Annotated in this window: 20 protein-coding genes and 1 pseudogene; 14 read left to right on the plus strand and 7 right to left on the minus strand. The window is 72.3% G+C overall.

Going from position 1 to position 25,479, the window contains the following annotated elements; translation table 11 throughout:
* Window positions 1–103 precede the first annotated feature (103 nt).
* Both pheS and pheT read left to right on the plus strand, forming a co-directional pair.
* Window positions 104–1,183, plus strand: a complete 1,080-nt coding sequence (gene pheS, locus ACFQUZ_RS26380; RefSeq protein WP_377446799.1) for a phenylalanine--tRNA ligase subunit alpha — start codon at window positions 104–106, stop codon at window positions 1,181–1,183.
* 42 nt (window positions 1,184–1,225) lie between these two features.
* Window positions 1,226–3,808, plus strand: a complete 2,583-nt coding sequence (gene pheT, locus ACFQUZ_RS26385) for a phenylalanine--tRNA ligase subunit beta (RefSeq protein WP_377446802.1) — start codon at window positions 1,226–1,228, stop codon at window positions 3,806–3,808.
* 383 nt (window positions 3,809–4,191) lie between these two features.
* On the opposite strand, the gene ACFQUZ_RS26390 is transcribed toward pheT, so the two are convergent.
* The 3 genes from ACFQUZ_RS26390 to ACFQUZ_RS26400 form a co-directional block, all read right to left on the minus strand.
* The gene (locus tag ACFQUZ_RS26390) at window positions 4,192–5,274 is read right to left on the minus strand and encodes a M14 family zinc carboxypeptidase (RefSeq protein WP_377446804.1); all 1,083 of its coding nucleotides are present in this window, start codon (window positions 5,272–5,274) and stop codon (window positions 4,192–4,194) included.
* A gap of 94 nt (window positions 5,275–5,368) precedes the next feature.
* The gene (locus ACFQUZ_RS26395) at window positions 5,369–7,681 is read right to left on the minus strand and encodes a DUF4132 domain-containing protein (RefSeq protein ID WP_377446807.1); all 2,313 of its coding nucleotides are present in this window, start codon (window positions 7,679–7,681) and stop codon (window positions 5,369–5,371) included.
* A 3-nt stretch (window positions 7,682–7,684) separates the two neighbouring features.
* A complete protein-coding gene (locus ACFQUZ_RS26400) occupies window positions 7,685–8,116 on the minus strand; it encodes a hypothetical protein (protein ID WP_377446809.1) in 432 nt (143 codons plus the stop codon).
* Window positions 8,117–8,251: 135 nt separating this feature from the next.
* On the opposite strand from ACFQUZ_RS26400, the gene argC reads away from it, so the two are divergent.
* From argC to ACFQUZ_RS26445, 9 genes and pseudogenes are all read left to right on the plus strand, one after another.
* Window positions 8,252–9,256, plus strand: a complete 1,005-nt coding sequence (gene argC / locus ACFQUZ_RS26405) for an N-acetyl-gamma-glutamyl-phosphate reductase (protein ID WP_377446812.1) — start codon at window positions 8,252–8,254, stop codon at window positions 9,254–9,256.
* Window positions 9,253–10,422 carry a bifunctional glutamate N-acetyltransferase/amino-acid acetyltransferase ArgJ gene (argJ, locus tag ACFQUZ_RS26410; protein WP_377446814.1) on the plus strand — a complete coding sequence of 390 codons (1,170 nt, stop codon included), beginning with the start codon at window positions 9,253–9,255 and terminating at the stop codon, window positions 10,420–10,422. The genes argC and argJ overlap by 4 nt, the downstream gene beginning before the upstream one ends.
* Window positions 10,419–11,312 carry an acetylglutamate kinase gene (argB, locus tag ACFQUZ_RS26415; RefSeq protein WP_377446816.1) on the plus strand — a complete coding sequence of 298 codons (894 nt, stop codon included), beginning with the start codon at window positions 10,419–10,421 and terminating at the stop codon, window positions 11,310–11,312. The genes argJ and argB overlap by 4 nt, the downstream gene beginning before the upstream one ends.
* A 127-nt stretch (window positions 11,313–11,439) precedes the next feature.
* A pseudogene (locus tag ACFQUZ_RS26420) lies at window positions 11,440–12,682 on the plus strand (acetylornithine transaminase); the annotation flags it as partial.
* Window positions 12,683–12,692: 10 nt separating this feature from the next.
* Entirely contained in the window at window positions 12,693–13,646 is a 954-nt protein-coding gene (gene argF, locus ACFQUZ_RS26425) for an ornithine carbamoyltransferase (protein ID WP_377446819.1), read from the plus strand.
* The gene (locus tag ACFQUZ_RS26430; RefSeq protein ID WP_377446821.1) at window positions 13,643–14,158 is read left to right on the plus strand and encodes an arginine repressor; all 516 of its coding nucleotides are present in this window, start codon (window positions 13,643–13,645) and stop codon (window positions 14,156–14,158) included. Before argF ends, ACFQUZ_RS26430 begins: the two co-directional genes overlap by 4 nt.
* Complete coding sequence (locus tag ACFQUZ_RS26435) at window positions 14,155–15,357, plus strand: argininosuccinate synthase (RefSeq protein ID WP_377446824.1); 1,203 nt, start codon at window positions 14,155–14,157, stop codon at window positions 15,355–15,357. The genes ACFQUZ_RS26430 and ACFQUZ_RS26435 overlap by 4 nt, the downstream gene beginning before the upstream one ends.
* An 8-nt stretch (window positions 15,358–15,365) precedes the next feature.
* On the plus strand, window positions 15,366–16,829 hold the full coding sequence (gene argH, locus ACFQUZ_RS26440) for an argininosuccinate lyase (RefSeq protein ID WP_377446857.1): 1,464 nt from the start codon (window positions 15,366–15,368) through the stop codon (window positions 16,827–16,829).
* A 216-nt stretch (window positions 16,830–17,045) separates the two neighbouring features.
* On the plus strand, window positions 17,046–18,344 hold the full coding sequence (locus ACFQUZ_RS26445; protein WP_377446827.1) for a D-alanyl-D-alanine carboxypeptidase family protein: 1,299 nt from the start codon (window positions 17,046–17,048) through the stop codon (window positions 18,342–18,344).
* 30 nt (window positions 18,345–18,374) lie between these two features.
* Here the strand turns inward: ACFQUZ_RS26445 and ACFQUZ_RS26450 are convergent, their stop codons facing one another.
* Window positions 18,375–19,562: an LCP family protein gene (locus ACFQUZ_RS26450; RefSeq protein ID WP_377446830.1), complete on the minus strand. Its 1,188-nt coding sequence runs from the start codon at window positions 19,560–19,562 to the stop codon at window positions 18,375–18,377.
* Window positions 19,563–19,664: 102 nt separating this feature from the next.
* Between ACFQUZ_RS26450 and ACFQUZ_RS26455 the strand changes: the two genes are divergently transcribed.
* Window positions 19,665–20,297, plus strand: coding sequence for a DNA-3-methyladenine glycosylase (locus ACFQUZ_RS26455; RefSeq protein WP_377446833.1), 633 nt, complete (start codon window positions 19,665–19,667; stop codon window positions 20,295–20,297).
* Window positions 20,298–20,443: 146 nt separating this feature from the next.
* On the opposite strand, the gene ACFQUZ_RS26460 is transcribed toward ACFQUZ_RS26455, so the two are convergent.
* A complete protein-coding gene (locus ACFQUZ_RS26460; RefSeq protein WP_377446837.1) occupies window positions 20,444–20,656 on the minus strand; it encodes a type II toxin-antitoxin system HicB family antitoxin in 213 nt (70 codons plus the stop codon).
* A 224-nt stretch (window positions 20,657–20,880) separates the two neighbouring features.
* Between ACFQUZ_RS26460 and ACFQUZ_RS26465 the strand changes: the two genes are divergently transcribed.
* A complete protein-coding gene (locus ACFQUZ_RS26465; protein WP_377446859.1) occupies window positions 20,881–22,182 on the plus strand; it encodes a hemolysin family protein in 1,302 nt (433 codons plus the stop codon).
* 10 nt (window positions 22,183–22,192) lie between these two features.
* Here the strand turns inward: ACFQUZ_RS26465 and ACFQUZ_RS26470 are convergent, their stop codons facing one another.
* Window positions 22,193–23,044, minus strand: a complete 852-nt coding sequence (locus ACFQUZ_RS26470; protein ID WP_377446840.1) for a hypothetical protein — start codon at window positions 23,042–23,044, stop codon at window positions 22,193–22,195.
* A 3-nt stretch (window positions 23,045–23,047) separates the two neighbouring features.
* A complete protein-coding gene (locus ACFQUZ_RS26475) occupies window positions 23,048–23,437 on the minus strand; it encodes a PaaI family thioesterase (protein WP_377446862.1) in 390 nt (129 codons plus the stop codon).
* Window positions 23,438–23,543: 106 nt separating this feature from the next.
* Between ACFQUZ_RS26475 and tyrS the strand changes: the two genes are divergently transcribed.
* Window positions 23,544–24,848 (plus strand): tyrosine--tRNA ligase, encoded by a 1,305-nt coding sequence (gene tyrS / locus ACFQUZ_RS26480; RefSeq protein WP_377446842.1) that lies wholly within the window; start codon window positions 23,544–23,546, stop codon window positions 24,846–24,848.
* Window positions 24,849–25,479 lie beyond the last annotated feature (631 nt).

Below are 25,479 nucleotides of genomic sequence, written 5' to 3' on the forward strand. Positions count from 1 at the left end.
GTCGTGAGCATCAGCCGGCGCCGCGAGCGCGAGCGCGAGAAGTGAATACACTTCACGACGCCGTCGCCGAGGCGGCCACCGCCGCGAGGAGTGCCCGTACGCCATGACCTACCGCAACGATCCGTACGACCCGAAGCAGGTCGCCCTGCTGGATCCGGACGCTCTCACCGCCGCGGTCAGCGCGGCCCGGCAGGCGTTCGCCGCCGCCGTCGATCCGGACGAACTGTCGAGGCTGCGGTCGGCCCACCTTGGTGACCGGGCGCCGGTGTCGCTGGCCCGACGGGAGATCGGTGCGCTGCCTCCGGCGGCCAAGTCGGACGCCGGCAAGCGGGTGAACGAGGCGCGCCGGGAGATCGAGGCGGAGTACGCCGCTCGGCGCGAGGACATTGACCGGCGGCACGCCGAGCGGGTGCTCGCCGAGGAACGGGTCGACGTCACACTGCCCTACGATCGTCGTCCGCGCGGCGCCCGGCACCCGTTGACCACGCTGATGGAACGTATCGGTGACGAGTTCGTCGGCATGGGCTACGAGATCGCCGAGGGGCCCGAGGTCGAGTTGGAATGGACCAACTTCGACGCGTTGAACATCCCGCCGGACCATCCGGCGCGCGGTTTGATGGACACCTTCCACGTGGCCGCCCCGGACGGGAGCGCCGATTCGGGACTGGTGCTGCGCACCCACACCTCGCCGGTGCAGGCCCGCACGATGCTGACCCGACAGCCGCCGATCTATGTGGTCTGCCCGGGTCGGGTGTACCGCACGGATGAACTGGACGCCACCCACAGCCCGGTGTTCCACCAGGTCGAGGGCCTGGTGGTGGACCGGGGCATCACGATGGCGCACCTGCGCGGCACGCTGGAGCATTTCGCCCGCGCGATGTTCGGTGCCGACGCGCGGGTGCGCTGGCGGCCACACTACTTCCCGTTCACCGAGCCGTCGGCCGAGTTCGACGTCTGGTTCCCGGCCCACCGGGACGGTCCACAGTGGGTGGAGTGGGGCGGCTGCGGCATGGTCAACCCTCGGGTGCTGCGGGCCTGCGGGATCGACCCGGAGGTCTATTCGGGGTTCGCCTTCGGCATGGGCGTCGACCGGACCCTCATGATCCGGCACGGGGTGAGCGACATGCGGGACCTTTTCGAGGGCGACGTGCGGTTCACCCGCGCGTTCGGCGTCGAGGGCTGACGGCACGCGCGGACTGGCTACGAGAACGGTGATGGTGAACTGATGCGGATTACCCTGTCCTGGCTGCGTGAGTACGTCGACCTGCCCGCCGACGTGGCACCGGCGGACCTGGAGCGGGCTCTGATCGAGCTGGGGCTCGAGGTTGAGTCCATCGTGGACCCGTCGACGACGGTCACCGGGCCGTTGGTGGTCGGCGAGGTACGGGAGGTCGAGGAGCTGACCGGCTTCAAGAAGCCGATCCGGTTCTGCCGCGTCGACGTGGGCGGCGCCAACGGCACCGGCGAGCCGCAGGAGATCGTCTGCGGGGCGACCAACTTCGCCCCCGGTGACCGGGTGGTGGTGGTGCTGCCCGGCGCGGTGCTGCCCGGCAACTTCGCCATCGGCGCCCGCCGGACATACGGCCGGCCGTCCAACGGGATGATCTGCTCGGCTCGGGAACTGGGCCTGGGGGACGACCACGCGGGCATCATGGTGCTGCCGGCGGACACCGTGGCGAAGCCCGGTGACGACGCCCGTCCGGTGATCGGCCTGGACGACGTGGTCGTGGAACTGGAGGTCACCCCGGACCGAGGGTACGCGTTGTCGGTGCGCGGCATCGCCCGCGAGTTGTCGCACGCGTTCGGGGTGCCGTTCCGCGACCCCGGCCTGGCACCGGCTCCCGGCGCGACAGCCGAGCCGGCGTACCCGATCGAGATTCGCGACCCGGCCGGCTGCGACCGCTTCACCGCCCGGCTGGTGCGCGGCGTTGACCCGGCCGCGCCGACCCCGGACTGGATGAGCCGGCGGTTGACCGCCGCCGGCATCCGGAGCATCTCGCTGCCGGTGGACATCACCAACTACCTGATGGTCGAACTCGGCAACCCGATGCACGTCTTCGACGCCGATCGGCTGGCCGGCGCCCTGGTGATCCGTCGGGCGGTGCCGGGGGAGCGGCTGACCACGCTGGACGGGGTGGCCCGCACCCTGGACGCCGAGGACCTGGTGATCTGCGACGCGGGGCTGCCCAGCCCGCTGGCCGGGGACGGTGCCGGAACGCCGATCTCGCTCGCCGGGGTGATGGGCGGCGAGAGCAGCGAGGTGCGGCCGGGCACCACGAACGTGCTGTTCGAGGCGGCACATTTCGACCCGGTGACGGTGGGCCGCGGTGCGCGCCGGCACCGGCTGTTCAGCGAGGGCGCCAAGCGCTGGGAGCGCGGCGTCGACCCGGCGCTGCCGCTTGTCGCCCTGAACCGGGCGGTCGAACTGCTCACCCGGTACGCAGGTGGGACCGCCGGGGACGGCATCACCGACCTCAACCAGGTCCACCCGCGTACGCCGGTCATCATGCCGGCCGACCTGCCGTCCCGGCTGGTGGGTGTGGACTACCCGCCGGCCCGGGTGGCGGCGTTGCTGGAGCAGGTGGGCTGTCACGTCGCGGTGGGTCTCGACCGGCTCACCGAGGACCCCGGGACGCTCGCCGAGGCCGCCGGTGCCGGTGGTACGGCACTCGCGGTGACCCCGCCGACCTGGCGGTCCGACCTCACCGACCCGGCCGATCTGGTCGAGGAGGTGGTGCGGCTGGACGGGTACGCGACGGTGCCGGCGGTGCTGCCGCTGGCGCCGCCGGGTCGAGGTCTGACCGTCGACCAGCGTCGCCGCCGGGCGGTGGCGCGGGCGCTCGCCGAGAACGGGTACATCGAGGTGCTCAGCTATCCGTTCGTGGCGCCGGGACTGTCCGACGCGCTCGGGCTGCCGGCCGACGATCCGCGTCGCCGGGCGGTGCGGTTGGCCAACCCGCTCGCCGACACCGAACCGCTGCTGCGTACGACGTTGCTCGGCACGCTGCTCGGCGCGTTGCGGCGCAACCTGGGCCGCGGTCACCGCGACCTGGCGCTGTTCGAGATGGGTACAGTGTTCGAGCCGCGTCCCGACGCTGGCCGGCCGCCGGCGATGGGGGTGGCGGATCGGCCCACCGACGCCGAGTTCGCCGCCGCCGACGCCTCGGTGCCGCACCAGCCGCGGCATGTCGCCGTGGTGCTGGCCGGCCAGGCCGAGCCGGCCGGTTGGTGGGGCGAGGGCCGCCCGGCCGGCTGGGCGGACGCGGTGGAGGCGGCCCGGATCACCGTGGCGGCGGCCGGGATCCCGGCCGACCGGATCGTGGTGCGGGCCTCGGAGCGGGCGCCGTGGCATCCCGGCCGCTGCGCCGAACTGCGGGTGGACGACGTCGTCGTCGGGTACGCGGGGGAGCTGCACCCACGGATGCTTACCGCGTTGGAGCTGCCCCGCCGGGTCAGCGCGATGGAGCTGGATTTCGATGCCCTGCCCGCCGCCCCGGTGGTGCCGGCGCCGCGGGTCTCCGGTTTCCCACCCGCGTTGATCGACGTGGCGCTGGTGGTCGGCGAGGAGGTGTCCGCCGAGGAGCTGCGCCGTACCCTCGCCGACAGCGCCGGTGACCTGCTGGAGTCGATCCGCCTGTTCGACGTCTACACCTCGCCGCAGCTCGGTGCGGGACGCCGGTCGCTGGCCTTCAACCTGGTCTTCCGGGCGCCGGACCGGACGTTGACCGCCGAGGAGGCGGTGGCCGCCCGGGATGCCGCGGTGGCGGTGGCGGCCGAGCGGCACGGCGCGGTGCTGCGCGGCGCGTGAGGTGACGCTGGCTCGGTTGGATGTGCGCCATGGCGAGGCCTGATCCGAGGCTTTGGTGCTGGAGGTGGGATGGTGGCTACTGACGCTGTCACGCCGACATGGATGCACGAATTGGTGACCGCCGAGCAGTACGACTCGTGGTCCGCCGAGCAGTGCGCCGGCATCGAGATCGTGGATGCGATCTGGATCCGGCCAGCGGGAGATACCGCGAGGCGGACGTTTACACCGGCGTGGTGCGCGCCCTGGCGCCGTTCCCGGCGACGATCGACCTAACCAAGATCTAGCGCGCCTGGGGTGCAAGGAGGGGCCCCTTCCTATCGCTTCTCGCATAGGAAAGGGCCCTCTTAACATTCGCGGCCGTCGGCGGGGCGTTCCGCCGCCGGTCAGGCGGCCTCGCGCGCCTCGGCCGGGGACCGGTCGGCCGGCTCGCCGCGCGGCGGGATGGCGTCGGCCCGGTCCGGGTCGATCCGCCACAGCGAGCCGTCGGCCGCCGACTGGGCGATCACCAGCATCGACACCAGCGCCGACCTGATCTGGAACTCCTCGTACGCCGGGCCCAGGTCGGAGAGTTCGACGAGCAGCGACGCGCTGCCCCGGATGCCGTACGCGTTGCGGGCGATGCCCTCGTAGTCGCCGCCCGGGTACTGGCTGACGTTGGCGCCGAGGGTGCGGGTGAGGGCCTCGTGGTTCAGCACCGCCAACTGCCTGCCCCGGTCGACCGCCCGCTCACTCACCGTGGGGTTGGTGGGCCAGAGAATCGACGCGGTGATCTGCCGGCCGTCGGGGGAGATATACCGGCCCTGCATGTGGTAGTCGACCACGATGTCCGGCCTGGTCTGTAGCCACAGCCGCTGGATCGCCGCCGCCTCGGGCACCGGGTTGTCCGCCGGCGCGACCGCCGGGTCGTGGTAGCGGTTGATGTCGTAGCCCTGACCCGCCTGGCCGTACTCGGGATCGGCGTCCGGGTCGTAGTTGTAGCGCCAGTCGCGGGCGTGACCGTCGGGGTTGGCCCGGACCACGATGTCGAGGGTGATCCGGTCGCGCAACCACCGGTGCCAGGCTGTGTTCGGTACGCCGAGACCCCACAGCGCGCGGAGCGCCGCCGGGGTGCCGAGCGGCTCGTTGCCGTGCTGCTGGGTGACGTACAAGATCTTGGTGGGGCCGTGGCCCAGGGTGGCCCGCTTGATCGGCCGGCCCTCGTTTGTCGTACCGATGCTGCTGATTCTGACCTTGCCGGCGCTGGCTCGGGCGACCCGGTCCAGCTCGCGGGCGAGCTGCTCGTTGCTGATGTCACCACCCAGCCGGCCGGTCGGGCCGGTGGCGGTCAGGGCGGCGGGGTTCGGCGCCGGTGGTGCGGCGGAGTCTGGTGCGGCGACCCCCGGCGCGGCCTGGGCCGGCGCGGTGAGCAACGCTCCCGCGAGCACGGCGCTCGTGGTCGCGGCGGCAAGCGTACGAATTCTGGACAAGGTTCCTCCTCGTCGATCCCGCTTGAGCACCTCACCTTAGGGTCGTGAACGTTTTCCGCAACTCGACAGCGGCCGGCCGCCGGCCGCGTCGACATCACGACATCCTGTCGATCTGGTCCAGGATGGACCGGTCAGTGATCTTCTTGTCGTCGGCGAGCAGCAGCACCTTGCTCAACACCACGCTTGTCGCCCGGTCATCGTCAGCGAAGGGTAGGAACAGCCGGTCGTGCGGCCGGCCGGCGAAGCCGGCAGGGACGACGCACAGGTGGCCACCTGGCTCCAGGTGGATGCTGCCGCTGCCCAGGTGTACCCGGTACGTGGCTCGGGTGCCCTCGATCCGTGCCACCCGTCCGTCCACTGTCACCCCCGGCAGGCCCAGATCGGCGACGAGGGCGCCGAGTAGCGCGGCGCGGCTCTCGGCGCCGGCATCCGACCACCATCCACCGTCGACATATCCGACCGAGACGGCAAGGTCGAGGTCCCGCATCACCTCGGAGAACGGCACGGGTGGCACCTCGGACAGCGGCACCCGGTCGGTGCCGGCGAGAAAGTACGCCGAACCCAACAGCACCGAATCCATCGCCCAGTAGCCATGGAAGCTCGCGTCGAGGCAGGCCGTGAGGTCGCCGGCGGGTCGGCACGCCTGGTAGGCGTCCTCCGGACCGAGTCGGGCCCAGCCGCGGCCGGACAGCAGGGCCCCGGCGATCGATCCATCCACCTCGCGGTCGGCGAACCGCCGGGAGTGGTCGTGGCTCGTCAGCTCGGCGGGCGTGAGCAGGTACAGCTCTCGGAACGCCTGCTTGACCGGTTGTCGCACCCGGCGGGCCACGAGTTCCCGCTGCCAGACGGCCAGGACACCGGCGTGGAACAGGTGCCAGGGATGTGCCGCGTTGACGGGCCCGGTGACCGGTCGCGCGGCGCCGGCCAGATCCACCAGGGCGAGCGTGTCGGGATCGAGCAGGCCGAGGTGGCCGGACGCGATGTCCCGCCAGATCAGGCCGGGCAGCATGGCCCGTCCGGCGGGCAGGGTCAGCAGCCGACGTAGTTCGTCGGGTTCGACGGGGCGCCCGGTGGACACGAGCGGCTCCACCAGGTTGGCACGCATCCGGCGGGCCTGGTCCCGCAGTGTCTCCTGGGTCTCCCGCAGCCTGTGGTACGCGGGGTCGGCGCGGACGGCGTTCGGAACGCTCCTCAGGTGGCGCCCGTTTCGGGAGACCACGATCCGGTCGGTGTTCAGGTCCAGGTGGGCCCGGTAGTCGCCGATCTCCACCGGTCCGGAGTCGGCTCGGCTCCGGTCGGCCAGCCGGGACTCCATGTCCCACTCCAGTCGGCCGGCGTCGGGATATCCGGAGATCTGTGCCAGGTGGGTGAGTGCGGCGCGAACGGCGTCGGCGTGGCTGAAGCGGCGGTTGGGTCCGAGCTTCGGGCCCCGTCTGCCGATGACTCGAAGCGTCACGTACCGATCGAGCGCCGTCTCGCCACCGTCGAGCGGCAGCAGGCCGAGGGCCCGGATGCCGTTCAGCGCGTTGTGCTTCACCCGCTTGCGCACCGCCGCGACGTTCCAACCGAGCCGGGCTTCGATCACCTCGAGCCGGTCGTCGGTGGCCGGCCGGACGTATCCGGTCGGAACCGCCCGCAGGTGCCCGAAGAGGTCGCGGGCCTGGGCGGGATCGCAGTGGTCAAGCGCCGCGTCGATGTCGGTGACGTCCCAGGCGCCCACCTCCGGATCCGGTGACCGGCGAGGGCCGTCCGTGAGCAACCGGAGCACCGCGACGGTGTCCGGCACGCCGAGCGCGGGAAGCAGCGATTCGGCGTCACCGGCGGTGAGCCGCAGCGCGAGGGCGACCCGTCGAGCATCCAGGGGGCGGCCGGTCAGCCACGCCGCCAGCTCCACACGTTCCGGTGGGGTGAGCACCGCGCGACCGAGTTGCTCGACGAGGTCCCGGGTGCCGATGTTGCCCGGCCGGTCCCTGCCTGCCCTGCCCCAGATGTCCAGGGCTCGCTGGACGAAGCGTAACCCGCGAGGAATGAGCACCCCGGGGACCGGTCGCGTCCGGTGCGGACCGGGCGTGGTCAGCTCCCAGATCCGGCGCTCCAGGTGGTCGCGCACGGCCTCGGTGCAGGCCAGCCCCGCCACCGGTGGCTGGTACTGACCGAGTTCCGGCTGATCCCGGCCGAAGAAGGCGTAGCCGAGGTAGCGATCCTCGGTGAACAGGGCATCCAGGATCGCGTCGTCCAGCGCGCCGGACCGATGGAGCGCGTCGACGAGCCGGGCCACGGTCCCCCGGTCGGCCGCCGGGTGCCCGGCGTTCGACGGGTCGAGCACCAGCCGGCGTAGCCGGTTGACGCGCAGTGGGGAGTCGGGCAGGGACAACGCCCGTTCGAGGTCGCTCCCGAGAATCGCCACCGCTCAGCCCCCCACGAGCGGGGTGAGTCGCAGGAAGACCACCGGCTCTCCGGGTCGAGTCATGATCGACCCGTCAAGCGACTCGACCTGCCGCCCGCCGACCAGGATGGTGACCGTGCCCCGCGTGAAGGCACGTAGCGCGAGCTCCACCTCCGCCGCCACGGCCGGCGCCACCTCGGCCGGCGGATCCCCGCCGGTCGGGGAACGGACGACGCCGACCGCCGCCATCTCCTGGATCTCCCTGTCGGTCAGGAACGGCCGCCGGGCCGCCTCCGGCCGCGACCGGCCGGCCGCGACCTCGCGGAGCCGTTCCTCGACGGCCAGCCGGATCAGCTCCCGGGCGGTCAGGGTCTGGTCAGCAAGCTCGATCAGCAGGTCGGGGAGGGGGGCGGCGGGCGAACCGGGCATCCGGGTGCGAAGGGTCAGCTCAGGCACGCCGGGGATGGTAGATCAACGCTCCGACAGTCCGGGCCGCCATCGTCGCTGCATTGTCATGCGTCGCCAAGTATGAGTTTGCGATGAGCCGCGCCTCCCTGTTAGTCTCTGCTGCATAGTCATGCGGAGGTGAGTATGGGTATCAGGGTTGCGGTGGCCGGAGCGAGCGGGTACGCGGGAGGCGAACTGCTCCGCCTGATCGCCGGGCACCCCGAGTTCGACCTGGTGGCCGCCACCGCCCAGCGCAGCGCCGGCCGGCCGGTGTCATCCGTACACCCGCAGCTCACCGGCCTCGACCTGGTCTTCGAGGCGACCGAACCGACCGCCCTGGGCGCCGCGGACCTGGTGTTCCTGGCGCTGCCGCACGGTGAGTCGGCGGCGGTGGCCGGCACGCTGCCGCCGTCCGTGAAGATCGTGGATCTCGGCGCGGACCACCGGCTGACCGATCCGGCGGCCTGGCGGCGGTACTACCCCGGTGAGCACGCCGGCGCGTGGACCTACGGCCTGCCGGAACTGCCCGGCCAACGGGCGGCGATCGCCGCCGCCGACCGGGTGGCCGCCACCGGGTGCTACGCGGCCGCGACCATCCTCGCCCTCGCCCCGCTGATCGCCGCCGGCGCCGCCGCGCCGGCCGACGTGGTGGTGGTCGCCGCCTCCGGCACCTCCGGTGCCGGTCGGGAGGCGAAGCCGCACCTGCTGGGCAGCGAGGTGATGGGCGACCTGACGCCCTACAAGGTGGGCACCCACCAGCACGTACCGGAGATCAAGCAGGCCACCGGCGCGACCGGACTGTCGTTCACCCCGGTGCTCGCGCCGATGCCGCGCGGCATCCTCGCCACCGTCACCGCCACGCCGACCGGCGCGGCCACCGACCCCCGCGCGATCCTCGGCGCGGCGTACGCGGACAGCCCGCTGGTGCACGTGCTGCCCGAGGGAGCCTGGCCGCACACCGCCGCGACGCTCGGCTCCGCCGCCTGCCACCTGCAGGCGACCGTGGACGCGGACTCCGGCCGGCTGATCGTGGTCAGCGCGCTGGACAACCTCGGCAAGGGGGCCGCCGGCCAGGCGGTGCAGTGCGCCAACCTGATGCTCGGGCTGCCGGAGACCGCCGGCCTGCCGGTGTACGGAGTGGCGCCATGAGCGTCACCGCGCCCCGGGGCTTCCGGGCGGCCGGCGTCGCGGCCGGGCTGAAGGCCGGTGCGCCGGACGTCGCCCTGGTGGTCAACGACGGACCGGACGCCACCGCCGCCGGCGTGTTCACCGCCAACCGGGTCAAGGCCGCGCCGGTGCTGTGGACCCAGCAGGTGGTCCGCGGCGGAGTGGTGCGCGCCGTGGTGCTCAACTCCGGTGGCGCGAACGCGTGCACCGGCCCCGCCGGCTTCCAGGACACCCACACCACCGCCGAGTACGCCGCCAGCACGCTGACCAGCCGCAACGCCCGGCTGCTGATCGGCGCCGGCGAGGTGGCCGTCTGCTCCACCGGGCTGATCGGGGAACGGCTGCCGATGGATCGGCTGCTGCCCGGCGTCCGGGCCGCCGCCCGTGTCCTGGCCCGGGACGGCGGCGCGACGGCCGCCGAAGCGATCATGACGACCGACACCCGGCCCAAGACGAGCGTGGTGGCCGGCACCGGGTGGACGGTGGGTGGGATGGCCAAGGGCGCCGGCATGCTGGCGCCCGCGCTGGCCACCATGCTGTGCGTGCTGACCACGGACGCGGTGGCCGGGTCCGACGCGCTCGACGAGGCGCTGCGGGCCGCCTGCCGGGTCACCTTCGACCGGGTCGACTCCGACGGCTGCCTGTCCACAAACGACACGGTGTTGCTGCTGGCCAGCGGGGCGTCCGGAATCCAACCCGATCAGGCCGAGCTGACCGCCGCGGTCACCGCGGCCTGCCACGATCTGGCCCAGCAACTGGTCGCCGACGCGGAGGGCGCCACCAAGCAGATCGCCATCGACGTGGTCGGCGCGGCCGACGAGGACGACGCGGTCGAGGTGGGTCGGGCGGTCGCCCGCAACAACCTGGTCAAGACGGCGCTGTTCGGCAACGACCCGAACTGGGGCCGGATCCTGGCCGCGGTCGGCACCACTGGCGCGACGTTCGAGCCGGACGGGATCGACGTGGCGGTCAACGGGGTGCTGGTCTGCCGGGCCGGCGCCGCGGCCGAGGACCGGAGCAAGGTCGACCTCACCGGACGCCATGTCACGATCCGCGTCGACCTGCACGCCGGTGATGCCGCCGCCACCGTCTGGACCAACGACCTGTCGCACGGGTACGTCCACGAGAACTCGGCGTACTCGACATGAGCGAGACGGTGCTCTCCCGCGACCTGACCCGGGCCCAGGCGAAGGCGGCGACCCTCATCGAGGCACTGCCGTGGCTGGCCCGGTTCGCCGGCTCGACCGTCGTCGTCAAGTATGGCGGCCACGCGATGACCGACCCCGAGCTGCGGCGTGCGTTCGCCGCCGACATGGTGTTCCTGCGGTACGCGGGCCTGCGCCCGGTTGTGGTGCACGGGGGCGGCCCGCAGGTCAGCGCGATGCTGGACCGGCTGGGCATCGCCTCCGAGTTCCGGGGCGGCCTGCGGGTCACCACGCCGGAGGCGATGGACGTGGTGCGGATGGTGCTGGTCGGTCAGGTCGGTCGGGAGCTGGTCGGGATGGTCAACGAGCACGGCCCGTTCGCGGTCGGGCTGTCTGGTGAGGACGCCCGGCTGTTCACCGCTCGCCGCCGGCCGGCCATCGTGGACGGGGAACCGGTCGACGTGGGCCAGGTCGGTGACGTGGCGGAGGTCGACGCCTCGGCGGTCGCCGATCTGATTTGCGCGGGCCGGATCCCGGTCATCTCCACCGTGGCTCCGGACGCCGACGGCGTGCTGCACAACGTGAACGCGGACACCGCGGCGGCCGCGCTCGCCGTCGCGCTCGGGGCCCGCAAGCTTGTGGTGCTGACCGATGTGTCCGGCCTGTACGCCGACTGGCCGGACACCGACAGCCTGGTCTCCGAGATCACCGCGGACGAGTTGGCCGGCCTGCTGCCGCGGTTGGCGGCCGGGATGGTGCCCAAGATGGAGGCGTGCCTACGCGCGGTGCGTGGCGGGGTGCCGGCCGCGCACGTGGTCGACGGCCGGGTCGCCCACTCGACGTTGCTCGAGGTCTTCACCTCGGAGGGATTCGGAACGATGGTGCGTCAGTGAGAGCGCGAGGAGTGAGCCGGGTTTGCGAGCCCCGCAGTCGCGAACGGATGGTGGCTCGGAGAGCGCGAGGAGTGAGCCGGGTTTGCGAGACGTGCCCCAGCGCCAGTCGCGAACGGATGGTGGAACGGTGAGTGAGCTGGTCGACCGCTGGTCACAGGCCATGATGGACAACTACGGGACACCGCCGCTGGCCCTGGTCCGCGGCGACGGCGCGGTGGTGGTGGACGACTCCGGTCGGGAGTATCTCGACCTGCTCGGCGGGATCGCCGTGAACGCCCTGGGGCACGCCCACCCGGCGGTGGTGTCCGCCGTGTCGCGCCAGGTCGCCACCCTCGGTCACGTGTCGAATCTGTATGTCGCCGAACCGCCGGTGGCCCTCGCCGAGTTGCTGCTCGCCCTGGCCGGTCGGACGGGCCGGGTGTTCTTCGCCAACTCCGGTGCCGAGGCCAACGAGGCCGCGATCAAGCTGTCCCGGCTCACCGGGCGGACCGGCCTGGTGGCCACCCATGGCGGGTTCCACGGCCGGACGATGGGAGCCTTGGCGCTTACCGGTCAGCCGACCAAGGCCGATCCGTTCCGGCCGCTGCCGGGCGAGGTCACCCATGTGCCGTACGGCGATGTGGCCGCCCTCGACGCCGCGGTGACCGGCGACACCGCCATGGTGATCCTGGAGCCGATCCAGGGTGAGAACGGGGTGGTCGTCCCGCCGCCCGGTTACCTCGCCGCGGCCCGGGAGATCACCGCTCGGCACGGCGCACTGCTGGCGCTGGACGAGGTGCAGACCGGTATCGGACGGACCGGGTACTGGTTCGCCCACCAGGCCGACGGGATCTCCCCGGACATAGTCACCCTGGCCAAGGGACTGGGCGGCGGCCTGCCGATCGGTGCCTGCCTGGCGTTCGGCCCGGCGGCCGGACTCTTCGGTCCGGGCCTGCACGGCACCACCTTCGGCGGCAATCCGGTGAGCTGCGCGGCGGCCCTCGCGGTCGTGTCCACCATCGCGGGGGAGGGCCTGCTCGACCACGTCAAGCGGGTCGGTGAACGGCTGCGGCGGGGAATCGAGGCGCTGCGGCATCCGCTTGTCGACCAGGTACGCGGTGCCGGCCTGCTGATCGGCGTGGTGCTCACCGCGCCGGTGGCCGGTGCGGTCGCTGGCGCGCTGCGGGACGCCGGATTCCTGGTGAACCCCGTGCAGCCGGCCGCGCTGCGGTTGGCTCCGCCGCTGATCCTCGCCGCCGAGCAGGTGGACGCCTTCCTGGCGGCGTTGCCGGCCGCGCTGGACGCGGCGTCCCCCGCTGACGACAGCACCGCCGGAGCGGCCGACCCCGACGTCGCCGGAGGCACCGCCGACACCGAGCCGACCGGGCAGGAGCTTTCCGCATGATCCGCCACCTGCTCCGCGACGACGACCTCAGCCCGGCCGAGCAGGCCGAGGTGCTCGACCTGGCCGGCCGGATGAAGGCCGACCGGTTCGGCTTCCAGCCGCTGGCCGGGCCGCGGTCGGTCGCCGTGCTGTTCGACAAGCCCAGCCTGCGTACCCGCACCTCGTTCGACGTCGGAATCACCGAACTGGGCGGTCATCCGGTGGTGGTGGACACCCAGGTCACCCACTTCGGTCGGGGTGAGTCGCTGGCCGACGCCGGGCGGGTGCTGTCCCGCTACGTCACCGCGATCGTGCTGCGCACCCACGCCGACGACCGGATCGCCGAACTGGCCGCCGGTGCGACCGTGCCGGTGATCAACGGGCTCACCGACGGCTACCACCCGTGCCAACTGCTGGCCGATCTGCTCACGGTGCGGGAGCGGTGCGGTGACACCGCCGGCCGGATCCTCACCTACCTGGGGGACGCGGCCAACAACATGGCGCACTCCTATCTGCTCGCCGGGGCGACCGCCGGCATGCATGTCCGGGTGGCGGGGCCGTCCGGGTACGACCCGTCGCCCGTGGTGGTGGCCCGGGCCGCCGAGATCGCCGCGTGGACCGGTGGCTCGGTCGAGGTGCTCCGCGACCCGATCGAGGCGGCCGACGGCGCGCACGCCGTCGCGACCGACACGTGGACCTCGATGAACCAGGAGGGTGACGGGCGGGACCGGGTCACCCCGTTCCTGCCGTACCAGGTGAACAAGGACCTGCTCGCGGTGGCGGCGCCGGACGCGATCGTGCTGCACTGCCTGCCGGCGCACCGTGGCGAGGAGATCACCGACGAGGTGCTCGACGGGCCGCACAGCGCGGTGTTCGACCAGGCGGAGAACCGGTTGCACGCGCAGAAGGCGCTGCTGGTCTGGCTGCTGGAGGCGTCCCGGTCGCAGCGGCGTGGCGAGGTGTCGGCGTGACCGGCCCGTTGACCCGGGCGGCCCGGCATGCCCGGATCGTCGAGCTGATCCGGGACAAGGCGATCCACTCCCAGTCCGAGCTGGTCGACCTGCTCTCCGGGGACGGCGTGCAGGTCACCCAGGCCACCCTGTCCCGGGATCTGAAGGAACTCGGCGCGGTGACGGTCCGCGGCGGCGACGGCCGGCCGGTGTACCTGATCCCCGAGGACGGGCAGCGGCCGCTGCGCGACGCCGAGTCGGCGCCGGCCCGGCTGATCCGGCTGCTGCGCGAGCTGCTCACCGAGACGGACGCCAGCGGCAACACGGCCGTGTTGCGTACCCCACCGGGCGCGGCGCAGTTCCTGGCCAGCGCGTTGGACCGGGCGGGGCTACCGGAGGTCGTCGGCACCATCGCCGGCGACGACACCATTTTCGTCGTGGCCCGCGAGGCCGTCGGCGGCGCGGCGCTTGCGGAGAAGCTCTCCGCCTGGGCCGCCCGCGAGGACATTGTCGAAGGGAGCACCACATCATGAGCGAGCGGGTCGTGCTGGCGTACTCCGGGGGTTTGGACACCTCGGTCGCCATTCCCTACCTGGCCGAGCAGACCGGCGCCGAGGTGATCGCGGTGGCGATCGACGTCGGCCAGGGCGGCGAGGATCTGGAGGTCATCCGGCAGCGTGCCCTGGACTGCGGCGCCGCGGAGTCGGTGGTGGTGGACGGGCGCGAGGAGTTCGCGGCGGACTACTGCCTGCCGGCGATCCGGGCGAACGCGCTCTACATGGACCGCTACCCGCTGGTGTCGGCGCTGTCCCGGCCGCTGATCGTGAAGCATCTGGTAGCCGCCGCCCGGGCCTACGGCGGCACCATCGTGTCGCACGGGTGCACCGGCAAGGGCAACGACCAGGTGCGGTTCGAGGCCGGGCTGGCGGCGCTCGCTCCCGATCTGCGGGTGATCGCCCCGGCCCGGGACTACGCCTGGAGCCGGGACAAGGCGATCGCGTTCGCCGAGGAGAAGGGTCTGCCGATCGACGTGACGACCAAGTCGCCGTACTCGATCGACCAGAACCTGTGGGGCCGGGCGGTGGAGACCGGGTTCCTGGAGGACATCTGGAACCCGCCGACCGAGGAGCTGTACGCGTACACCGCCGACCCGGCGGCCGAACGCGACCCTGACGAGGTGGTCGTCACCTTCGACAGCGGGGTGCCGGTGGCGGTCGACGGGGAGACGGTCACCCCGTACCAGGCGGTCGCGGAACTCAACCGGCGGGCCGGTGCGCAGGGCGTCGGTCGGCTCGACATGGTGGAGGACCGGCTGGTCGGCATCAAGAGCCGCGAGGTGTACGAGGCGCCTGGCGCGATCGCCCTGATCACCGCCCACCAGGAGCTGGAGGCGGTGACGGTGGAGCGGGACGCCGCGCGGTTCAAGCGGGGCGTGGACCAGCGCTGGGGTGAGCTGGTCTATGACGGGTTGTGGTTCTCGCCGTTGAAGAACGCGCTTGACGCGTTCATCGCGGACACCCAGCGGTACGTCAGCGGGGAGGTGCGGCTCACCCTGCACGGCGGTCGGGCCACCGTTACCGGCCGGCGGTCCGAGGCGAGCCTGTACGACTTCGGGATGGCGACCTACGACACCGGGGACACCTTCGACCAGTCTCTCGCCAAGGGCTTCGTGCAGCTGTGGGGCCTGCCCAGCAAGATGGCCGCGGCCCGGGACGCGCGGCTGGAATCGTGAGCGCCAGAATAGGTGGGGTGGACGACAAGAGCCTGACGGAGAACAGTGCCGCGACCAACCGGACCAGCCTGTGGGGCGGTCGGTTCGCCGGTGGCCCGGCGGAGGCCCTGGCCCGGCTCTCGGTGAGTGTCCAGTTCGACTGGCGGCTGGCGCCGTACGACATCGCCGGCTCCCGGGCGCACGCCCGGGTGCTGGCCCGGGCCGGGCTGCTCGATCCGGACGAACTGGGTCGGATCCTGGCGGCGCTGGACGACCTGGAGGCGGCCTGCGCCTCCGGGGCGTTCCGCCCGACCGTGGACGACGAGGACGTGCACACGGCGCTGGAGCGTGGTCTGCTGGAACGCCTGGGCGCCCTCGGCGGCAAGCTGCGTGCCGGCCGGTCCCGCAACGACCAGGTCGCCACCGACCTGCGGCTCTATCTGCGGGACCACGCCCGTGGCGTGGCCGCCCGGCTGGTGGAACTGGCCGAGGCGCTTGTGGACCAGGCGGGCGCGCACGTGGAGACGCCGGCGCCCGGGATGACGCATGTGCAGCACGCGCAGCCGGTCACCTTCGGGCACTGGCTGCTGGCCCACGTCCAGCCGCTGCTGCGGGATCTGGAGCGGCTGCGGGACTGGGACCACCGGACGGCGGTGAGCCCGCTCGGCGCCGGGGCGCTCGCCGGGTCGGGCCTGCCGCTGGATCCGGGGGCGGTGGCCAAGGAGCTGGGCTTCCGGGAGTCGTTCGCCAACTCGATGGACGCGGTCGCCGACCGGGACTTCGTGGCGGAGTTCCTGTTCGTCACGGCCCTGGTCGGCGTGCACCTGTCCCGGCTCGGCGAGGAGGTGGTGCTCTGGACGTCGCACGAGTTCGGCTGGGTCGAACTGGACGACTCGTTCGCCACCGGATCGTCGATCATGCCGCAGAAGAAGAACGCGGACATCGCCGAGCTGGCCCGGGGCAAGTCGGGTCGGCTGGTGGGTGGCCTGATGAACGTGCTCACCATGCTCAAGGGCCTGCCGTTGACGTACGACCGGGACATGCAGGAGGACAAGGAGCCGGCGTTCGACGCGGTGGACACGCTGGAACTGCTGCTGCCGGCGCTGGCCGGGATGATCTCCACGATGACGGTCCGGGTGGACCGGCTGGTCGCGGCGGCGCCGGTGGGTTTCTCGCTGGCCACCGAGGTGGCTGACTGGCTGGTCCGCAAGGGTGTGCCGTTCCGCGACGCGCACGAGATCACCGGTCGGCTGGTGGCGCTCTGCGCGGCCCGCGACTGTGCCCTGGACGAGGTCTCCGACGACGATCTCCGGCTGGTCAGCGAGCACCTGGACCCCGACGTACGCGGGGTGTTGTCGGTGCGGTCGGCGCTGGCCGCCCGGATCACGCCCGGCTCGACCGGGCCGGGGCCGGTTGCCGACCAACTCGCCTTGGCGGCCGAGGCCCTGCGCGGCTGGCGGTCCTGGGCGGCCGAGTCGGTGGTGCCGCGCTGAGCGGACGCCGCGAAGCGGACACCGGCCGCCGGTCGGGTGCGCGCGGCACGGACCTCCACGGCGGGCACATCCGGTAGGCCACGGGCGACGCCGGACGCCGGCCCCAAGCATCGGGTACGGCGCGTCCCGGTCGATGCCTCGCGAGGCGGTACGTGGCGCCGGGGCGGCTGTCACGTCTCGGCCCGGGGCGCGGTCCGGGTGTCCTATGGTCGGCCCATGCGGGGGATGCGACGGGTTGCCGTCGCACTGGTCGCCGGCGGACTGCTCGGCGTACCGGTGCCGGCGTACGGACACTCCGAACAGTCTGGACAGTCGGTGCGGGTGGACCCGGTCGGGTACGCCGACCGGCAAGCTGGACAGTCCGGGCGGAAGACCTCCACTGTGCCCACCACGCCGGCCGTACCCTGTCCGCAGCCGCGGCCAGCGGTGGCCCGGCCGCCCCGGGCCGTCCCGCCGCCGGACAATCCCGCCGACCGGGCGGTCGGCGGCGCGGCGCTGGCCACCCCCGGGCTCGCCACCCCGGCCGGCGCCGCCGGTCCGCCGCCGGTCAGCGCCACCTCCTGGCTGGTCGCCGACCTGGACAGCGGCGCCGTCGTGGGCGGCTGCGACCCGCACCAGTACGCGACTCCGGCGAGCGTGCAGAAGCTGCTGCTGATCGAGACGATGTTGTCCAAACTAGACCCCACCCGGGTGGTCGAGGTGACGGCCGACGACATGGCGTTCGAGCCGGGCAGCTCGGCGGTCGGTCTGGTGGCGGGCGGCCGGTACACCGTCGAGACGCTGTGGCTGGGGTTGCTGCTCAACTCGGGCAACGACGCGGCGAACGTCCTGGCCCGGATCGGCGGCGGTGCCGACGGGCTGCCCGGCGGGCTGGCCGCGATGAACGCGGAGGCACGCCGGCTCGGCGCGTACCAGACGCACGCCGTCACACCGTCCGGATTGGACGGACCGGGCCAGTTCACCAGCGCCTACGACCTGGCATTGATCGCCCGGGGCTGCTTCGCTCGGGAAGACTTCCGCCGGTACGTGGCCACCCGCACCGCCGACATTCCGGCGGCGCCGCCCCGCTCCCCGAAGGGCTTCCGGATCACCAACGACAACCAGTTGCTGTTCCGCTATCCGGGGGCGCTGGGCGGCAAGACCGGCTACACCGACCTGGCTCGACACACGTTCGTCGGCGCCGCCGAACGCGACGGTCGCCGGCTGGTGGTCACCCTGGTCGGTGCCGAGGCGGCCCCGCAGCGCGGCTGGGAACAGGCGGCGACGCTGCTCGACTGGGGGTTCGGCACGCCACGGGACGCCCGGGTCGGGGAGCTGGTGACGCCCGCCCAGCCCACTCCGACGACTGGCACCGCCGCCCCGTCCGCCGTGGCCGGAGCGGACGCGGCCCCCGGGTCCGGCGGTGTCTCCTGGGGTCCGCGCACCGGCGTCATCGGGTTGGCGCTGGCCGGATCCGTCGCGGTGCCGCTGCTGGTCCGCCAGCGCCTGGTGCGCCGACGGCGTCGGGCGGGGTGACGGGGACGGGCCGGATCGCGACGCCGTGCGTCACGACGTGGCCGCTGCCGTCTCGCGATGGCGGACCTCGGGATGGGCGGCCACGTACCCGGCCAGGGTGCCGTCGCGGACCGCGTGCAGCATCGCCATCGACTCGGCGCTCATCAGCTCGTACGACACGCCATTGATCGTCGTCGGGTTGTAGGTGCCCCGGTTGGTCCTGAGCACGATCTGGTCCTTGGCCGCCACCCCGCGCAGCGTGAACAGGAAGTCGTCGACAGGCACGCCCTGGGTGTCGAGGATGAAGGCCCGGCCGGCCGCCTTGATCACCCGGTCCAGCTTGCCGAGATCGGTGACCACCCCGGCGCTGGTGGCCTTCCTGACCATCGCCTTGATCAGCTGTTGTTGGTGGCGCTGCCGGTCGTAGTCGGTGTTCGGCAGGCCGTACCGGATGCGGGCGTAGTCGAGGGCGAGTTCGGCGGGCATGGACCGGCAGCCCTTCTCGTGCACGACGACGCGGGCCCCGGCCGGAACGTTGTACACCTTCTTCGTCCGTTCGTTGAACGAGACGCGCACCAGCTTGCCGGTGCGGTCCCGGGCCAGGTGGATCGAACTGGCCCGTTGGTCGACGCACATGTCGACCCCGCCCAACTCGCGGACCACCGCCTGGAAGCCCTGGAAGTCGATGAGGGCGGCGCCGTTGAAGACGATCCCGGTCTGCGCCTTCAGGGTCTTCGACAGCAGCTTGAAGCCTCGGGCCCGTTTCTCCAGTTCGGTCCCGGCGCCCTGGTAACCCGCGCCGAAAGCTTCGTTGATCTTTCCGGTTCCGCCGCCGTGGCCGCTCCCGTCAGTGGGGATGGGCACCCGCCAGTCGCGCGGGATCGAGATCAGGTAGGCCTGGTCGTGGGTGGCCGGGATGTGCGCTATCAGGATCGTGTCCGCCCGCGCACCGGCACTCCAGCCGGGCCGCACGTCGATGCCGACCAGCAGGAGGTTGATCGGGCCGTCGATGGTGCGGGCAACCCGTTGTGTCGGACCCTCGTCGAGCAGCGTGACCTGGGCGATGTTCGCGGTGGCCCGATCGATGAGCACCTCGGTGGCGACCAACGCCGCGCCGCTGCCCGTCGTCAGGACGGCGCCGATGGCCACGACGATCCGGGCCCAGCGCGGCGCCCGCCGCCGGCCACCTGTTGCCCGCGAGGCCGTCGTCGCGCGGTTTCCGCCGTCATGAATTCTCACGTCCCCCATGACGGCGTCCGGGGGTCGGCACGTTGCATCATCGAGGGAGCCGTCCGACGCGTCCGTTTTGCGTGCCCGGCGCCGAGCGGGTTTGCTGGTGTCGTGGACTACTCGTGGCTCACCGCGCCCGCCGCGCGGATCCCGGACACCGCCCGGTCACTGCTCGGCTGGGAGGTCACCGCCAACGGCGTACGCATCCGGCTGACCGAGCTGGAGGCGTACGCCGGCACCGGCGCGGACCCGGCGTCGCACGCGCATCGCGGCCCGACGCCGCGTACCGGCGTGATGTTCGGACCCGCCGGCACCGCGTACGCCTACTTCGTGTTCGGTGCCCACTGGTGCTTCAACATCGTCTGTGGGGCGGACGGTGAGGCGGCGGCGGTGCTCATGCGGGCCGGCGAGGTGGTCGATGGCCTGGCCCTGGCCCGGGAACGGCGTGGCGGCGTCCGGGACCGGGACCTGGCCCGCGGCCCCGCGCGGCTCGGCATGGCGCTCGGCGTCGGCGCCGAGGCGAACGGAACGTCGATGGTGGACGGCAGCGGCCCGTTGCTGCTGACGCCGCCCGCCCGGCCGGTGCCGCCGGCCTCGGTGTCCGCCGGGCCGCGGGTGGGCGTGGCCGCCGCGCACGACGTGCCGTGGCGGTTCTGGATCACCGGGGACCCGACGGTCAGCGCCTACCGCCGGCACGTCCCCCGAACCAGGTCCCGGGTAACGCCGGCCAGCCGCCCACGCTGACCTATGTTCACCGCCCCAGAAACCCCAGGACCTCCGTCGGCGTCAGTCCGGCCTGGCGAATGATCGAGGCGAGCGTGCCCGTTTGATGGTGCCGTGCTGCGGCACGACCACCACCTTGCGGAGCGGCAGATCGGCTAACGCAGGGCTCACGCGGCTCTGCCAACCTGAAAGGAGGTCACGAGCGGTGTCGCCTCGATGGTCGGTTGACTCACCTCGTCGAGGTACGCCTCAACCGCCTCGCGGAGGTTGGCGAGTGCCTCGTCCAGCGTGAGCCCTTGGCTGGCGACATCCAACTCCAGACACCGGGCGACATACCAGTCTTCCTCCTGGTGTACGGCCGCGGTGAAGGTCCGAATCATCAAGCTCTCCTGCGGTGGGTGGGGCTGTTTCATCGTACGACCCGGGGCGGCGCCGTCCGCTGACCTGCGCGTCGGTTGTCCGCGGTCGTTCTACCCCGCGTACCGTTCGTGGACCGGTGGATTCGCGCCGGCGCCGGCTGGGCAATGGCAGGCTACGGCCCGGGTGCCCGCCGCGAGCGACGACGACCGGGTGGGATGAGGAGACGACAGCGGTGCAGACATGGATGCAGCTGGCCCTGGTCGGCGTTCTGGTGATCGCCAACGCGGCCTTCGCCGGCAGCGAAATGGCCCTGGTCTCGTTGCGGGAGAGCCAACTCCAGCGGCTGGAACGGACGAGCCGCGCCGGCCGGGTGCTGGCCCGGCTCGCGAAGGACCCGAACCGGTTCCTCGCCACCATCCAGATCGGGATCACCCTCGCCGGCTTCCTCGCCTCGGCCGCCGCGGCGGTGTCACTGGCTCGGCCGCTGGTGCCGCTGCTCGGCTTCCTCGGCGGGGCGGCCCAACCGGCCGCCGTGGTGTTGGTCACGCTGGTGCTGACCTACGTGACCCTGGTCTTCGGTGAGCTGGCGCCCAAGCGGATCGCCATGCAGCGCGCCGAGCGGTGGGCGCTGGTGGTGGCCCGGCCGCTGGACATGCTGGCCAGCCTGACCCGACCCGCGGTGTGGTTGCTGGGCAAGACCACCGACCTGGTGGTGCGGATCTTCGGCGTCGACCCGGGGCAGCAGAAGGACGAGATCAGCCCGGACGAACTGCGGGAGATCGTGTCCGGGCATCATGGCCTGACCGTCGAACAGCAGACGATCATCGCCGGTGCCGTGGAGATCGCCGACCGGCAGTTGCGAGCCGTGCTCGTACCCCGGCTCGAGGTCTTCTGCCTGGACAGCGGGACGTCCGCCGAGGCCGCCCGGATCGTGCTGGCCGCGTCCGGCAACTCCCGGGCACCGGTGGTGCGGCACGGCATGCTGGACGACGCGGTGGGCGTGGTCCACCTGCGTGACCTGGTCGGCGTACCGGACGACCGGCCGATCGACGATGTCGCCCGGCCGCCGATGCTGTTGCCCGACTCGCTGCCGGTGGTGGAGGCGCTGCGCCAGTTCAAGGCGGAACGGCAGCACATCGCGCTGGTGGTGGACGAGCGTGGATCCGTCGACGGGATTGTGACCCTGGAGGACGTGCTCGAGGAGATCGTCGGCGAGATCTACGACGAGACCGACCGGGATGTTCGCGGGGTTCGCGCCGAACCGGACGGTGTGCTGCTGCTGCCGGGAACGTTCCCGGTGCACGACCTGACCGACATAGGCGTCGAGGTGCCCGGTCGGCCGGAGGGGGACTACACCACCGTGGCCGGCCTGATCCTCGCGGTGCTGGGTCGGATCCCCACGGAACCCGGCGAGGCGGTCACCATCGACGACTGGTCGATGGAGGTCGCGGAGGTGAGCCGGCACGCCATATCCCGGGTGCGGGTGCGCCCCGTCGAGAAGCGCGCGGAGGACCGGACCCTCGACGCCGCCGGATCGGAGCGGTAGCCGGTCGTGACTAATCCGGCGGGTCGGTCCGCTCCGGTGGCGGCTCGGCCGGGCCGCTGGCTGGGTCGACCGGGCCGGTGGCTGCCGGGTCCGTCGGGTTGGTTGCTGGGTCGATGGCCGCCGGGCCGGTGCCTGCCGGGCCGGCCGGCGGAGCAGGCGCCGGAGGGAGCACGGGGCGGCGCGCGGCCGCCGAGACGTCCGCGACGATCTCGGTGTAGTCCGGGCCGTAACTGTCCGGCTCGACCACCCGTAGCACGAGGCAGAAGTCGCGGTCCGTGCCGTACCGGCGGGCGAGTTGCCGGTGGTCGCGGGCCAGCAGCCGGGCGGCCGCGAGGTTCGCCAGCGCGGTCTGGCCGACGATCAGGAAGACCGGGCGCCCGCCGGCTGGGCCGGCCACCCGGGCGATCAGCGCGTAGTCGGCCACCCCGCGGTCGCGGTGGTAGGTCTGGCCACCGACCTCGATCTGGCCGGGGCCGGGGCCGGTTCCGAAGCTGACTCCTGGCAGGAGCGCCCGCAGGTGGGCCGCGGTGCGCGGGTTGGCGCTCGGTCCGCCGACGCAGAACTCGGCGAGTTGCCCGACCCGGTGCGGATCGGTGTCGGCGAGGGACAGGTCGGCCCGACCGCCGCAGTCGTTGATGATCGACGCCACCTCGACCGCGGCGGCGACATCCTGCCGGTGCACGCTCAGCGGGTTCCGGGACGAGAAGTGTCGCGCGAGCAGCAGCAGGCACACCGCTTGCGGCCGGATGCCGAAGAAGGCCCGCATCCGGGCCCGCCGGTGGTAGCGGAGCATCCGCTGACCGGTCCAGACGGCCACCCCGGCCAGTACGCTCGACGCGAGGTTGACCAGGAGATCCTGCATCGGTCAGCCGCCGAGCGGCGGGTCCGACGGGACGTTCTGGAGACGGACCTGGCCGCGGGCCACCAGTCGGGTGGTGTCGTCGGTGATCTCCACCTGCCACAACTGCTGGGTGCGCCCGCGGTGGATCGGCGTGGCGACGGCGGTGAGTTTTCCGTCGCGGACGGCGCGGAGAAAGTCGGTCTGGTTGCTCACCCCGACCACGACGCCCTTGTCGCCGTACCACAGCGCGGCCCCGAAGCTGGCTGCCGTCTCCACCACCGAGGCGTGCACGCCGCCGTGCAGGATGCCGTACGGCTGGTGCAGCTCCGGCCGGACCTGCCAGTGCACGACGACCCGGTCCGGGGTGGTCTCCTCGAATTCCAGGCCCAGCAACGCGACGAAACCGCCGGTCATCTCCGGCTCCCGCACGACGGATCCTCCCTAGGTCGATCTTCCGGCGGTCAGCGTAGCCACCCGGCACCCGAAACCGGGTACGGGCGTGGCCTGGCGATGGGGGAGAATGCCAACCGTGACCGACAGTGCCCTTTCCTCGCAAGCGCCGGCCGTCGACGCTGGGCTGCTCGATGACCTCCGCTGGCGGGGTCTGATCTACGACTCCACCGACCCCGATGAACTCGGCCGGCTGCTGGCCGGCGACCCGGTCACGTTCTATGTCGGTTTCGACCCGACCGCCGCGAGCCTGCACGTCGGCAGCCTGGTGCAGGTGCTCACCGCCCGCCGCCTCCAGCGGGCCGGGCATCGGCCGCTGCTGCTGGTCGGCGGCGCCACCGGGCAGATCGGTGATCCGAAGGAGGCCGGGGAGCGGAGCATGAACGCGCCCGAGGTGGTGGCCGGTTGGGTGGAGCGGATCCGGGACCAGTTGGCGCCCTTCGTCTCGTACACCGGGGTCAACGCGGCCAAGCTGGTGAACAACCTGGACTGGACCGGTGAGCTGTCGGTGGTGGAGTTTCTCCGCGACGTCGGGAAGCACTTCCCGGTAAACCGGATGCTGGCCCGCGAGGTGGTGAAGGCCCGGTTGGAGAGCGGCATCAGCTTCACCGAGTTCAGTTACCAGCTCATCCAGGCCAACGACTACTTCGAGCTGCACCGGCGCGAGGGGTGCGTCCTTCAGTTCGGCGGTTCCGACCAGTGGGGCAACATCACCGCCGGGGTGGACTACGTGCGGCGGCGCGGGGCGGGTCCGGTGCAGGCCTTCGTCACACCGCTGGTGACGAAGGCCGACGGGACCAAGTTCGGCAAGACGGAGGGCGGGACGGTCTGGCTCGACCCGGCGATGACCAGCCCGTACGCCTTCTACCAGTTCTGGATCAATGCGGACGATCGGGACGCCGGCCGCTACCTGCGGTACTTCAGCTTCCGGTCCCGGGCGGAGATCGAGGAGTTGGAGCGGGCGACGATCGAGCGGCCGGCGGCCCGGCTCGCCCAGCGGGCGCTCGCCGAGGAGTTGACGGCGCTGGTGCACGGCGAGCAGGAGGCGCGCGAGGCGGTCGCGGCCAGCCAGGCTTTGTTCGGGCGGGGTTCGCTTGACGAACTGTCCGCGGCCACCCTGCGCGCCGCGCTCGCCGAGGCCGGTCTGGTACGCCTTGCCGACCTGCCGCCGGTGGCCAGCCTGCTCAAGGAGACCGGTTTGGTGGGCAGCCTCAACGAGGCACGTCGGGCGATCACCGAGGGTGGCGCGTACGTGAACAACGAGCGGGTTTCCGACGTGGAGGCCACCGTCTCCCCGGAGGCGCTGCTGCATGGTCGGTTCCTGGTCCTGCGTCGGGGAAAGCGGACGTTCGCCGGGGTCGAACTCACGCGGTGAGCGCGGTCGGCCGGCCGGCCCACCGCCCGTGGCCGGCTCCGCCCGTGGCCGGCTCCGCCCGTGGCCGGCTCCGCCCGTGGCCGGCTCCGCCGGCGGCCGGGTGTGACCGGGAACGCGCCCGCTCGGTTTGACGCTTGATCGACCGAGCGCGTAGGTTTTGCCGTGCCCGAGGGGCCGGAGACAAGCCGGTGTGAACAGCGCCGGATCAGGCAACGAAGGGCAGCCGACAGCCGTCGGCTGGCGCGAGCCAGCGGAGGGCTCCAGCGGCCGATCGACGCGGTAGATCGCTCGATTTGGCGGTTCGGAGAGCCTCGGGTAAGGTTGTCGGTCGGCAGGGAGCCGGGCGAGCGGCGGAGCGATCCGCAGCGGCCGGTCTGCCGAATCCTACGATCATCGGCCACGGCTATCGCCATGTCCGTGGTGGATCGGGGTTGGCGGAGTTCGGCTCCGCCGGGTCAAATCGGGATGAACTCGGTTTGACACGGCGAAAACGGCCGAGTAACGTCGGAGAAGTGCCAAGCGGGAAACCGTAAGGCGGACAACTGAGATGCCTCATCGGGGCTGCTGCTTGTGTGGTGGTTCTTGGTGGTGTGTGGTTGTTCTTTGAGAACTCAACAGGGTGCTTTGTGAT

Source organism: Plantactinospora sp. GCM10030261 (assembly GCF_042666615.1).
Taxonomy (GTDB): domain Bacteria; phylum Actinomycetota; class Actinomycetes; order Mycobacteriales; family Micromonosporaceae; genus KBS50.